General features: G+C 68.0%; 12 protein-coding genes. 5 read left to right on the forward strand and 7 right to left on the reverse strand.

The features are described 5' to 3' along the window. Positions 1-70 precede the first annotated feature (70 nt). The 3 genes from CPZ00_RS03965 to serB form a co-directional block, all read right to left on the reverse strand. Positions 71-2,620, reverse strand: a complete 2,550-nt coding sequence (locus CPZ00_RS03965; protein WP_096389733.1) for a DEAD/DEAH box helicase — start codon at positions 2,618-2,620, stop codon at positions 71-73. 156 nt (positions 2,621-2,776) lie between these two features. Beyond that, on the reverse strand, positions 2,777-2,914 hold the full coding sequence (locus CPZ00_RS15555; protein ID WP_172861773.1) for a hypothetical protein: 138 nt from the start codon (positions 2,912-2,914) through the stop codon (positions 2,777-2,779). Positions 2,915-3,005: 91 nt separating this feature from the next. Next, positions 3,006-3,662: a phosphoserine phosphatase SerB gene (serB, locus tag CPZ00_RS03970; protein WP_096389734.1), complete on the reverse strand. Its 657-nt coding sequence runs from the start codon at positions 3,660-3,662 to the stop codon at positions 3,006-3,008. A 124-nt stretch (positions 3,663-3,786) separates the two neighbouring features. On the opposite strand from serB, the gene CPZ00_RS03975 reads away from it, so the two are divergent. The 3 genes from CPZ00_RS03975 (at position 3,787) to CPZ00_RS03985 (ending at position 5,894) form a co-directional block, all read left to right on the forward strand. Then, positions 3,787-3,999, forward strand: a complete 213-nt coding sequence (locus CPZ00_RS03975) for a hypothetical protein (RefSeq protein WP_096389735.1) — start codon at positions 3,787-3,789, stop codon at positions 3,997-3,999. Further along, a complete protein-coding gene (locus CPZ00_RS03980; protein WP_096389736.1) occupies positions 3,996-4,838 on the forward strand; it encodes a BKACE family enzyme in 843 nt (280 codons plus the stop codon). The genes CPZ00_RS03975 and CPZ00_RS03980 overlap by 4 nt, the downstream gene beginning before the upstream one ends. 177 nt (positions 4,839-5,015) lie before the next feature. Next, positions 5,016-5,894 (forward strand): PspA/IM30 family protein, encoded by an 879-nt coding sequence (locus CPZ00_RS03985; protein WP_096389737.1) that lies wholly within the window; start codon positions 5,016-5,018, stop codon positions 5,892-5,894. A gap of 1 nt (position 5,895) precedes the next feature. Here the strand turns inward: CPZ00_RS03985 and CPZ00_RS03990 are convergent, their stop codons facing one another. The 4 genes from CPZ00_RS03990 to pstB form a co-directional block, all read right to left on the reverse strand. Then, positions 5,896-6,966 (reverse strand): dipeptide epimerase, encoded by a 1,071-nt coding sequence (locus tag CPZ00_RS03990; RefSeq protein ID WP_096389738.1) that lies wholly within the window; start codon positions 6,964-6,966, stop codon positions 5,896-5,898. Continuing rightward, positions 6,963-8,045 (reverse strand): DUF1611 domain-containing protein, encoded by a 1,083-nt coding sequence (locus CPZ00_RS03995; RefSeq protein ID WP_096389739.1) that lies wholly within the window; start codon positions 8,043-8,045, stop codon positions 6,963-6,965. The genes CPZ00_RS03990 and CPZ00_RS03995 overlap by 4 nt, the downstream gene beginning before the upstream one ends. A gap of 197 nt (positions 8,046-8,242) precedes the next feature. Further along, a complete protein-coding gene (gene phoU / locus CPZ00_RS04000; RefSeq protein ID WP_096389740.1) occupies positions 8,243-8,917 on the reverse strand; it encodes a phosphate signaling complex protein PhoU in 675 nt (224 codons plus the stop codon). 187 nt (positions 8,918-9,104) lie between these two features. Next, positions 9,105-10,016 carry a phosphate ABC transporter ATP-binding protein PstB gene (gene pstB / locus CPZ00_RS04005; RefSeq protein ID WP_096389741.1) on the reverse strand — a complete coding sequence of 304 codons (912 nt, stop codon included), beginning with the start codon at positions 10,014-10,016 and terminating at the stop codon, positions 9,105-9,107. A gap of 332 nt (positions 10,017-10,348) precedes the next feature. On the opposite strand from pstB, the gene CPZ00_RS04010 reads away from it, so the two are divergent. Then, positions 10,349-11,347 carry a phosphate uptake regulator PhoU gene (locus CPZ00_RS04010; protein ID WP_096389742.1) on the forward strand — a complete coding sequence of 333 codons (999 nt, stop codon included), beginning with the start codon at positions 10,349-10,351 and terminating at the stop codon, positions 11,345-11,347. Between the two features lie 40 nt (positions 11,348-11,387). Then, the gene (locus CPZ00_RS04015) at positions 11,388-12,506 is read left to right on the forward strand and encodes an aminotransferase class I/II-fold pyridoxal phosphate-dependent enzyme (RefSeq protein WP_096389743.1); all 1,119 of its coding nucleotides are present in this window, start codon (positions 11,388-11,390) and stop codon (positions 12,504-12,506) included. Positions 12,507-12,597 lie beyond the last annotated feature (91 nt).

The following is a 12,597-nucleotide window of genomic DNA, read 5'->3' on the forward strand; positions in this document are numbered from 1 at the left end:
GTTATCGGCAGGGGATAGCTCCCGCTCCTTTCGCCGTCGACGCCGGTCGCGTCTCGAGACCGAGGCCGACTCACTCGGCCCCGGGATAGTCGCCGCCCACGACCTCCCGGATCCGATCGGCGGTGACCGTCCCGACGCCCTCGACTTCCCGGAGGTCGTCCTCGCGGGCGGTCATCACGGCCTCGACGGTGCCGAAGTGCTCCAGCAGCGACCGTGCGGTGACCGGGCCGATGTCGGCGATCGCGGAGACGACGTACTCCTGCTGTTCGGCCAGCGTCTTCGTCGTCTTCTCGCCGTGGACGCTCACCTCGCGGTCGCGCGTCTCCTGTTCGCGGCGGGCGATCGTCTCGAAGAGCTCCGTCGTGTCCGCCTCGTCGTCCGTCCGCAGCACGCTCAGGCCGAAGTCGACGGCCAGCGAGGCGATCGCGCCCCGGATCGCGTTCGGATCCACGTTCCGTTGCGTGTAGAGGTCGCCGCCCTCGATCACGATGACCGGCCGGGAGTAGGCCCGCGAGAGCTCGCCGACCTGCTCGAAGACGGACCGGTCGCCGTCGAGGAGGGAGTCGACGAAGTCGGCAGCCGACTTCCGCTCGACGGCCACCCGGTCAGAGAGGACGTAGTCGCCGACCGCGAGCGTCTCCAGCCGGGTGCGGATCCCATCGCGCGTCGAGAGGTCCTTGGCGATCCCGGCGTCGAGCTCGCGCTGGTCGATCACGACCTCGACGTCGTCGGCGTCCGTGACGCCCGCGGTCGCGACGACGCCGTCGGCGTCATCGGCCGCACTGTCCTCCTCGACGGTGGCGGTCCCGCTGGCCTCGTTCCCGCCGGTTTCGTTCCCGTCGCCGCCGGAGTTCACCTCCGCGGCGAAGTCGGTCAAGCCGGGCTGTCCATCCCCGGTCTCGTCGTTCGCAGCACTCGTGTCGTTCTCGGCGTCCGTTTCGTCCTCGCCGCCGGTGTCGTCTCCGTCGTTCGCGATCCCCGCATCGTCCTCGCCGTCGGTGACGGCAGCAGCATCGCTCGCCGACCCCTCGAACGCGTCGAGGTTCGCCTGGTCCTCGTCGGCGATCTCGGCCTCGATCTCACCGGTCGCCGCCTTGAGGTCGCGGAGCTGCTGGCGCATCTGTTTTTCCCGCCGCCGGGAGATCCAGAAGAACGCCTCGTCGCGGGTGTCCTCGGCCATCAGCACGACGACGCGTCCGCTGGCCTGCCGGCCGGTCCGGCCCTTTCGCTGGATGGACCGGATCGCGGTCGGGACCGGCTCGTAGAACAGCACGAGATCGACCTCGGGGACGTCGAGGCCCTCCTCGGCGACCGACGTCGAGACGAGCACCTCGAAGTCGCCGGCGCGGAAGGCGTCGAGCGTGTCCTGCTGTTGGGTCTGGCTCATCCCGTCCGAGCCCTCCTTGTCGCCCTGCCCGACGAACCGCTCGACGTCGAAGCTCGCGGCGAGGAACTCCACGAGCGCCTCGGCGGTGTCACGCGACTCGGTGAAGACGATCGCGCGATCGCCGCCGTTGACGCCGAGCGTCTCCGCCAGCAGGAGCCGCGTCTTCGAGAACTTCGGATGGAGGTCGTCGAACGCCTCCGCCTTGCGCATCGCCTCGCGGACCGTCGGCTCGGCGACGAGCCGCTGGCTCGCCTTCGAGGCGCCCGAGGAGCGGGCCGCGTTCCGCTGGCGTTCGAAGTACCGGCGCAGCGACTCCACCGACTGGGTCTCCACGAGCTCGACGGCGCGTCGGAGCTTCATCACCTCGGCGTGGGTCGACATCCCGGTGTAGCCGTCCGAGTTTCCGGCGTCCATCATCCGCTTGAGCTCCCCCCGCATCGCGTTGAGCTGGCGCTGTGAGAGGTCGGGGTCGGTCGTGTCCGCGACGCCGATGGACTTGAGCTTCTCGAGCCGGTCGGCGATCACCTCGTTCAGCGCGTCGCGGATCGCCAGCAGCTCCTCGGGAAGCTCGACCTGCTCCCACCGGACGTCGGTGTCGTGAGTGTACTCGTCGACGTCGGCGTCGTCCTCGGTCATCACCTCCACGTTCTCGATCCCGAGGTTGTCACAGACGATCTCGATCTCCTCGAGGTCGCCGCCGGGGGAGGCGGACATCCCGGTGACGAGCGGGTCAGCGGCGTCGGCGTGGTAGCGCTCGGCGATGTAGACGTACGAATAGTCGCCGGTCGCGCGGTGGCACTCGTCGAAGGTGAGATGCGTGACGTTTCGCAGCGAGATCCGGTTGCCCACGAGGTCGTTCTCGATCACCTGCGGGGTCGCGATCACGACCCGCGCCGACCCCCACAGATCGCCGCGGTCGTCCGGGGAGACCTCGCCGGTAAACACCACGATCTCCTCGTCGGGGATCGCGAGCGCCTCCCGGTAGAAGTCGGCGTGCTGCTCGACGAGCGGCTTCGTCGGGGCCAACAGGAGGGCGGTCCCGCCCGCGTCCGCAAGCCGGGTGGCCGTCACGAGCAGACTCACTGCCGTCTTCCCGAGGCCCGTCGGGAGACACACCAGAGTGTGTTCCCCACGCGCGGCGGTCGCGAGCCGGGTCTGGTAGCGACGCCGCTGGAGGACGCCCTCGACGAGCAGGGGATGATCGGTGCTCACCGCGTCGGCCTCGGTCGCCATCGGCGGGTCTTGGCCGGCATCGGCCAAAAGGGTTCGCGAAGCGAGGCGGAAGTGGTCGGACGGCGCAGGGTCGGATGGACGGCGCAGGGTCGGACGGCCGGCTCGGTCAGGACGGCTCGAGGCGAACCTCGTCGGCAATCGGTCCGGGTGGGTCGGCTACCGATCCCGGTCGTCCTCAGTGACCCGGTCCTCGGACAGCCGGTCCTCCGGGACGTCCTCGCCAACGAGTGCGGCCCACTCCGCGACCCGCGAACTGCTCGTTCCCGTCGGGGTGTCAGGCGTGCGACCGTTCATCAGTAGTATCTGATCGAAGCCGTCGTCTTAACCGTTACCCCGGTTTCGGCGGATCGGGAACGGTCAGAACCGGGCGGACGACGGGGACGGGTTACCGCGTCGAGTCGTCGGCCCGAAGCACCCGATACCCCTCGAGGACGCGGCCCAGCCGGGACATCGAGGCGACGACGGCGTCACAGGAGGACCGAACCGCGGGCTTCGGAACGAAGCCGACGGAAAGCCCGGCGACCTCGAGCATCGGGAGGTCGTTTGCGCCGTCGCCGATCGCCACGGTGTCGGCCATCGGGACGCCGACCTCGTCGGCCAGCGACTCGAGGGCGTCGTCCTTGGTTCCCTCGATGAGCGGCCCCTCGGCGTCGCCGGTCAGCCGGCCGCCGGACTGCGGCAGCCGGTTCGCGACGATCGTGTCGACCGAGACGCCCTCGCGTTCCAGGGCCGCCTCGACGCCACGTTCGAACCCGCCGGTGAGGATCGCGACGTGATGGCCGGCCGCCCGCAGTCGTTCGATGAGGGCCGCAGCGCCCGGGCGGATCCGGACCTCGTCGAAGGCGGCGTCGACGTCCGCCTCGGGAAGCCCCTCGAGGAGCGCGGCGCGCTGGTAGAGGCTCTCCGCGTAGCTGATCTCGTCGTTCATCGCCCGCTCGGTGATCTCGGCGACCTCGTCGGCGACGCCGGCGCGCTCGGCCAGCAACACCGTCATCTCGGAGTCGGAGAGCGTTCCGTCGAAGTCGAACGCGATGAGTCGCATACCCGCGGTTCGATTCGTGGTGGTTAAACGTCGATGATCCGCGTTCAGTGGCCCACAACCTGCTCGTGGAGCGTCCCGGTAGGGATCACCAAACCGTTATTCAGCTACCCAGAGAAGGACGCGTATGACCTGTCCGTATCTGGAGTACCGACGCGAGTCGGACGGCGACCGGTTCGACCATCCGCGGGCATACTGCACCGCCGCGGACCGGTTCGTTCAGGCGATGCGAGCCGACATCTGCAACGACCGGTACGATCTCGATCACGCGGAGCACTGTGAGATCTACCGCGAGCACAGTGAGATCCACCGCGAGCGCACCGGAGCGACGGGGCCGTGAGTTACGAGGACTACCTCGCCGGCGATCCGCTGATCATCACGGCGGCGCTGACCGGCGGCGTACACGGCAAGGAAGCGAATCCGAACCTTCCGGAAACCCCCGACGAGATCGGCCGAGCAGCCGCGGCGGCCGAGGAGGCGGGCGCCGCAGTGGTCCACCTTCACGCCAGGCAGCCGAACGGCGAGCGGTCGTTCGCCACCGAACGGTTCCAGGCCATCGACGACGCGGTCCGAACGCACGCCGACGACGTCGTCATCCAGCACTCCACCGGCGGGACCGGCGCGCCCGCCGAGGACCGCCACCGCCCGCTTCGAACGGATCCGCCGCCGGAGATGGCGTCGCTGGACATAGGCCCGCTCAACCGATACGACCACTTGACAAGCGAGAACACGCGCGGTATGGTCGATGCGCTCCACCGGGAGATGCGCGACAGAGGGATAAAACCGGAGCTGGAGGTGTTCAACGACGGCCACCTCAACGAGGTCCACGGCCTGCTTGAGCGCCGCAAGCTTGCCGACCCGACGTACGCAACGCTCATCTTCGGCGGCGGCACGCTCACGCGACCCCGCCCGCGAAACCTGCTGAACGCGATCTCGAACCTTCCCGACGGCGCGCTCTTCAACACCCTCGCGTTCGGCCGGCATCAGCTGCCGTTCACGACGCTGGGGATCGTGCTCGGCGGACACGTTCGCGTCGGCTTGGAGGACAACGTCTACTACCGCAACGGGGAGCTCGCGACGAGCAACGCGCAATTAGTCGAGCGGGTCGTTCGCATCGCGGACGAGCTCGGGCGGGAGATCGCGAGCCCGGATCAGGCGCGTGACGTTCTCGACCTCTAGCCCTCGACCGCTACCCTCGACCTCTAGCCCTCGACCGCTACCCTCGACCTCTAGCCCTCGACCGCTACCCTCGACCTCTAGCCCTCGAGCCGGAGTTGGTGACTAGCCGCGATATCGTGGCGGCGGCGTGAGCGAACAGCACACGACTTTTTACCGGATAGCCCGTCAATGACGCATATGGGGATCCTCTCACGCGCCTCGTACGTCATCCGCTCGAAGGTGAACTCCCTCCTCAACCGGGCGGAGGACCCGACCGAGACGCTCGACTACTCCTACGAACAGATGCGCGACGAGCTCCAGGACGTCAAACAGGGGATCGCCGACCTGACCACCCAGAAGAAACGGCTGGAGATCCAGAAACGCCGCCTCGAGGAGAACGTCGAGAAGCACAACCGCCAGGCCCGCGAGGCCGTCCAACAGGACCGCGACGACCTGGCGCGACAGGCCCTCGAGAAGAAGAACTCCAAGATGCAACAGATCGAGGAGATCGAGGGCCAGATCGCCGAGCTCCAGTCCACCCAGGACTCGCTCGTCGAGAAGAAAAACGAGCTCCAGAGCCGGATCGAGGAGTTCCGGACGAAAAAGGAGACGATGAAGGCGCGCTACGAGGCGGCGGAGGCGTCCACGCGCGTCTCCGAGGCGATGACCGGCGTCGGCGACGAGATGGAGGACGTCGGACGGGCGATCGAGCGCGCCGAGGACCGGACCGACGAGATGGAGGCGCGGTCGCAGGCGATGGACGAGCTGCAGGACACCGGCGCCTTCGACGACGCCCTGTCCGACAAGGACAGCATCGACCGGGAGCTCGAGGAGGTCTCCTCGGACCGGGAGGTCGAGGCCGAGCTGGAAACGCTGAAATCGGAGGCGGGGGCCGTCGGAAACGGCGACGGCTCCGGATCGACGGAGGACGTCGAGGCCGAGCTCTCCGACCTCGAGGCGGAGGTCGAGGGGTCGGACTCCGGAGCGGCAGACACGGACACGGAAGTCGACGTGGAGACGGAGGACGTGGAGACGGAGGACGTCGAGGCGGAGAACGTCGACGCCGAAAACAGGTGAGCTACTCCCGGACGCCGGTCGCTCGTCCCGAATCGTCCGACTCTCGAACGCCGGTCCCGTTCGCGTCCGCATCGAGTCGAATCCGCCCGCCGGTCAGGTCGGGTCCGGTGATGGGGTCCGACGCGAGCAGCAGGGACCCGTCCAGGTCGGCGTAGTCGACGAGGGGCGCGAGCTGTGCCGCCGCGGCGATCGACGCGTTCGTCTCGATCATACAGCCCAACATCACCTCGAGCCCGTGCGCACGGGCCGCGGCGATCATCCGCCGCGCCTCCCGGATGCCGCCGGTCTTCATCAGCTTCAGGTTCGCGACGTCACAGCGGTCGGCGATCCGCGGGATGTCCGACAGCGTGACGCAGGACTCGTCGGCGGCGATCGGCAGCGCGGAGCGCTCGTAGGCGACGCGCAACCCCTCGGCGTTCTCGGCCGGAACCGGCTGTTCGATGAACTCGACGCCGTATTCGGCGAGCCACTCGCTTTTCCGCACGGTCTCGGAGGGCGACCACGCCTCGTTGGCGTCGACGCGGATCGTCGCCTCGGGCGCCGCGGAGCGGACGGCCTCGATCAGCTCGCGGTCGCGGTCGGTGCCGAGCTTGATCTTCAGGATCGGATAGCCCGCCTCGACGGCGGCTTCGGTCTTCTCGTGGACGCGCTCGGTCGTGTCGAGGCCGATCGTGTAGGAGGTCTGCGGCGTCGCTTCGGGGTCGAGGCCCCACAGCCGGTGGAGCGGCACGCCGAGCCGGCGGGCCGCGAGGTCGTGGAGCGCGATCGAGACGGCGGTTCGTGCGGCGGGGTTGCCCCGGACGGTCTCCGCCATCCGCGTTTCGATCTCGGCGAGCGCGTGCGGGTCGCCGACCTCCTCGACGACCGCGAGCAGGTCCGGCAGCACGGCTTCGACGGTCTCGGGCGTATCGCCGTAGTGAGGTGCGGGCGCGGCGCCGCCGATGCCGGTCATCCCGCCGTCGTCGGTGATCCTGACGATCACGTTCTCGGCGTGGGTCTGCGTGTCACGGGAGATCGTGAAGGCGTCCTCGAGTGCGACCGAGACGCGCTCGAAGCCGGTCGACAGCGTCATCCCTCGAGGACCTCCGACTCGATCGCGTCGACGATCGCCTCGGCGCCGAAGCGAACCGGGTCGGTCGCGGGGGCCTGGATGCCGTCCGAAAGCTCGGTGACCGCCGCCCGGGCAGCCTCGTCGTCCGCCACGTCCTTCGTGTTGAGCGCGCCGGCGACCACGTCCGCGTCCGCGACCGGGGCCGAGAGGTTCTCGTAGAGGTCGACGTACTCGGGGATCGCGGGCAGGTCGAACGACTCGTAGCCGTGGACCGCCTCCCGGCCGGCTGCGTGACACAACACGAGCGCGTCGGGCATCGACCCGTGGAGGATCCCGCAGGTGACCGCCGAGTAGGCGGGGTGGACGATGCTGCCCTGTCCCTCCACGACGAGCAGGTCGTGTTCGTCGCCCGTCTCGAGGATCATCTCCTCGACCGCGCCGGCGGTGAAATCGGAGATCACGCGGTCGATCGGGTTCCCCCACCCCTCGATCAGGATCCCCGTCTGGCCGGTCGGGATCACGGCGGCGTCGATCCCCCGGTCGCGGGCGGCCGCGACGATCTCCATCGTGGCCGTCATCTTGCCGACCGAACAGTCGGTCCCGACGGTACAGACCACGTCCGCGTCCACCTCGCCGGCGCGCCCTTCGGCGACGCCGATACCCTCGTGGGGGTCGCGCACGTCGACCAGGTCGACGCCGTGTTCGGCCGCCAGCGCGGCGAACTCCTCGTCCTCGTTCAAAAAGTAGTGCAGCCCGGCGATCACGTCACAGCCCGCCTCGATCGCCGCACGGATGTCCGCGCGCCAGGTGTCGTCCAGGCCGCCGCCGATCGGCGCGATCCCGATGAGGAGGGCGTCGATGCCGTCGCCGTCAGCGTCGCCGGTTTGCGCCAGGGCGTCCTCGAAGGACGCCGCGATCGGCGCGTCGTCGATCGTGGCCGCGTCGCTGTCCACGAGGTGGTCGTGGACGCGGGTGCCGGCGGTCTCGCGGTCGAGCACCGCGGCGACCTCCTGGTCCCCGTACCGCATCACGCCGAGGGCGGTCTTCGCGCGGTCCGGAAACATCTCGTGGGCCAGGATCGCGATTCGCTGATGGTCCATACCGGACACAGATCCGGAGGGATATAAAAACGAACGGCCGACGGCCGGCGCGGCGAGCGGGCAGGACGCCGACCGAAGAGGCAGCACACCGGACGGGCAGGGCGGGCGCCAGGCGATGGTGAACGCGTCGGTCAGTACAGCAGGACCCGTCGGTCAGTACAGCAGGACCCGTCGGTCAGTACAGCAGGACCCGTCGGTCAGTACAGCAGGTCGTCGTCGTTCTCGATCATGTACAGCGACCGGGCGGCGATGTTGACGGCGTGGTCGCCGACGCGCTCGAGGTCGCGGATCGTGAGCAACAGCCGCGAGACGTCACGCATCGTCGCCTCGATGTCGTCGTCGCTCTCGAGCTGCTCGCGCTGGATGAGGTCACGAACCACGAGTTCGCTCGCGGCCTCACACAGCTCGTCCACCTCGTCGTCCATCGCCGAGACGTCATAACACGCCTCGGCCGTCTCCTCGCGATAGGCGTTCATCGCGGCCTCGATCATCTCGAGGGTCTCGTCGCCGATCCGCTGGATGTCGACGTCAGGGTAGACCTCCTGCTGGGCGTCGCCGGCGTAGTCGCCGAGGTTAGTCGCGAGGTCGGCGATGCGCTCGAGGTCGGTGATGATCTTGAACGATGCGGCGATGAATCGGAGATCGCCGGCCACCGGCTGCTGGAGCGCGATGAGGTCGATGCAGTCCCGCTCGAGCTCGAGATAGAGCTCGTTGACCTCCGTGTCGCCGGTGATCACCTCCTCGCCGAGGTCGCCGTCCTGCTGTTCGAGTGCGTCGAGCGCCAGTCGCAGGCGCTCCGCGACGACCTCGCTCATATAGAGCACGTCGTCGCGCAGTTCGTCGAGTTTGGTCTGGTATTCCTTGCGAACCATCGGTGAACCCGTGTCGTCGTTCCTCGCGGGGCGAACGCCCCGGCGCCGTGCGTCGATCCGCTTGCTTCCAGTCGAACGGCGGTGATACTTAAATATACCTCCCGACGACGGGCGTCGGGACGGACCGGGCCGGTCCGTCCGGTTCGGTGCCCACTGCCCACTGCTGACCGTTCGGGGCGGGTACCGGCTATCCGAACTTGCCGGTGATGTAGTCCTCCACGCGCTGGTTCTCGGGATTCTCGAAGATCTGATCCGTGTTGCCGAACTCGACGAGCTGGCCGCCGGTGAGAAACACCGCGGTCTTATCGGATATCCGTGCCGCCTGCTGCATGTTGTGGGTCACGATGATCACGGTGTACTGCTCGGAGAGGTCCGCGATCAGGTCCTCCACCTTCGCGGTCGCGACGGGGTCGAGCGCGGAGGCCGGCTCGTCCATCAGGACGACCTCCGGGTCCGGCGCGATCGCGCGGGCGATGCAGAGCCGCTGTTGCTGGCCGCCCGAGAGGTCGAGTCCGGAGCTGTCGAGCTGGTCTTTCACCTCGCCCCAGAGCGCGGCGTCCTTGAGCGCCTGCTCGACGCGGGCATCCATGTCGCCCTCGAATCCCTGGATCTTCAGTCCGTAGGCGACGTTGTCGTAGATCGACTTCGGGAACGGATTGGGCTTCTGGAACACCATCCCGATCTTCCGGCGGAGCGCGACGGGATCGACGTCCTCGGCGTAGACGTCGGCCCCGCGGAACTTGACGGTCCCGGAGATCCTCGCGGCGTCGATCATGTCGTTCATCCGGTTGAGACACCGGAGATACGTCGACTTTCCGCAACCCGAGGGACCGATGATCGCCGTCACTTCCCGCTCGGGGATCCCGACCGTGACCGGCTGGAGCGCCTGTTCATCGCCGTAATGAACGGTCAACTCCTCCGATCGGATCACCGACTGCGATTCGGGGATCTCCTCGATCGTCGGGGTGAGTTCCTCGGTCTCGCCCGGTCGAACGGTCTCGTCAGCGGGCGAATCGCTCGGGGACGAATCGTTCAGGGACGAACCGGCCGAGGCTGATGCGTCGGCGTCGGTCTCCTGGATGTGGTAACTGTCGCTCATAGGTTGGTCGGTCGCGATGGAAATCCGCGGGGACCACGCGGCGGGACGGACGAAACCCGTCGAGGGACGCCGTCGACCGGGAGCTTCTCGCGGCGGTCCTTCATCACCTGGTGAACAGACCTCGAACACGTAAATAACCTACTATAAGAACTATATAGAGATATATTCAGATACCGAATATCTCGATTGAACCGCTCTTCGGAGATCCGAAATAGACCAGTTATCCCGGCCTTTCCCCGCCGAAATGACCCGATTATTCGATCACAGTCGATCGGAAATACGGGAGTATATATACAGTTAGATTTATAAATAGCCTACGGAGAGATCAACGTATGGAAACGCGGAAGGTCCAGGTGACGGGCGGGTCGACGTATACGGTGTCGATCCCCAAGACGTGGGCGAACCGAAACGACGTCGAGGCCGGAAGCGAGGTCGAGTTCTACCCCGACGGGGACTCGCTGCTGCTCAGCCCGCGGTCGGACGAGGAGCGGACGACCGGCACCCTCGACATCAGCGACCTCGCCGACCGGGAGCTCACGCGGGCGGTGATGACGATGTACGTGAGCGGCTTCGACGTCATCGCGCTGGAGGGGTCGGAGATCACCACCGAACAGCGGTCGACCATCAGGGAGGCGACCCAGAGCCTCGTCGGCCTCGAGGTGCTCGAGGAGACCCGCGATCGGGTCGTCGTCCGGGACCTGCTCGACTCCTCGGAGCTGTCGATCCACAACGCGGTCACCCGGATGCGGCTGATCTCCACCTCGATGCTTGCGGACGCGCTCGCGGCGCTGCGGGATCTCGACGACGATCTCGCACGCGACGTGACCCGGCGTGACGACGACCTCGATCGGCTGTGGATGGTGGTTTCGCGCATCTTCCGGTCGACCCTGCGTACGCCGAAGGCGGCCGAGGAGCTCGGGTTGCCCCGCGAGGCGTGTTTCGATTACCACTCCAGCGCCCGCCAGCTCGAGCGGATCGGCGACCACGCGACGAAGATCGCCCATCTGACGCTCAACATCGACGAGCCGCTTCCCGAGGACGTCCTCTCGGCGATCGACGACCTCCACGAGGACGCCGTCGAGGTGATAGACACCGCAATGGACGCCCTCTTCGAGGACGACACCGAGGAGGCCACGGCGATGGCGAACGACGCGCGCGAACACGTTCGCGACATCGACGACCGGGTTCGGCAGATCGACGAGCTGCTCCGCGACCTCGACCCGGCGCGGGCACAGCTGCTCGGGCTCGTCGTCGACTCGGTCCTCCGGAGCGCCGATTACGGCGGCAACATCGCCGAGACGGCGCTGCAGAAGGCGGCGCCGACGCCATAGTTCACCGTAGTTATATCGTCGTACGGGCCCACGGATCCGTATGCAGATCGCCGAGTTCGGCCTCGAGCGGTGGTTCGACGAGCACGAACACGACGCGGACATCATGCTCGCCGAAAGCGGGATCCGGTCGCTTGACGCCTCCCGGTTCGATCTCGATCCCGGGCGGCTGGGGTACGTCATCCCGACGGACGGCGACCCGGCCTTTCGGGCCACGATCGCCGAGAGATACGGTCGGGACGCCGACGAGGTGGCGTTTACCTGCGGCACCCAGGAGGCCAACTTCCTGACGTTTCTCGGGTTGCTGGCGTCGACCGACGGTCCGGACCCGGACCGCGACCGGGGCCGGGGCTCACACGCCGTCGTCGTGACGCCGACCTACCAGGCCCTGTCGGCGGTGCCCGAGGCGTTCGGCGAGGTAACGCGGGTGGAACTCGAGCCGCCGCGGTGGACCCTCGATCCCGACGCCATCCGCGAGGCTATTCGATCCGACACCGCCGTCGTCGTGATCAACAACCCGAACAACCCGACCGGCCGGTACCACGGCGAGACGACGATGCGGGAGGCGTACGCGATCGCCGCCGCCCACGACGCCTACCTGCTGTGCGACGAGGTCTACCGCCTGCTCGCCGACGATCCGATCCCGCCGGTGGCACGCTTCGGACCCCACGGGATCTCGACGACGAGCCTCACGAAGGCCTACGGACTGGCCGGGCTTCGGTTCGGCTGGATCGCGGGCCCGCGGGAGGTGATCGAGGCGGCCCTCCGGTGGAAGGACTACACGACCATCTCGCCGAGCCCGTTCGGACAGCACGTCGCCCGGCAGGCACTGGGCCGCCGCGAGGACCACATTCTGACCGAGAACCGCCGTCTCGCGCGAACCAACCGGGAGATCACGGCCGAGTGGGTCGACCGCCACGGCCTGGACTGGCTGCCGCCGGTCGGCGTCAACGGGTTCGTGACGGTGCCGGACGGCTTCGGCGACGCGATGGCGTTCTGTCGGACGGTCGTGTCGGAGGCGAGCGTCGTGTTGGCGCCCGGAACGCTGTTCGGCCACCCGGACCGGTTCCGGATCGGTGTCGGGCTCCCGACCGACGACCTCGAGGAGGGGCTGGCCCGCGTCGGCCGGGTGATCCGTGACCGGAACGCGGGACGGATATGACCCCGCCGAGCGCGGTCGTGTCCCGATCGGTTCCCCGCGGATCCGGGGAAGCCGGCCGGTCCCGCAACCTCTTTCCGCGCGCTCCGCGAAC

It is taken from the genome of Halopenitus persicus, assembly GCF_002355635.1.
In the GTDB taxonomy this organism is placed as follows: Archaea; Halobacteriota; Halobacteria; order Halobacteriales; family Haloferacaceae; genus Halopenitus; species Halopenitus persicus_A.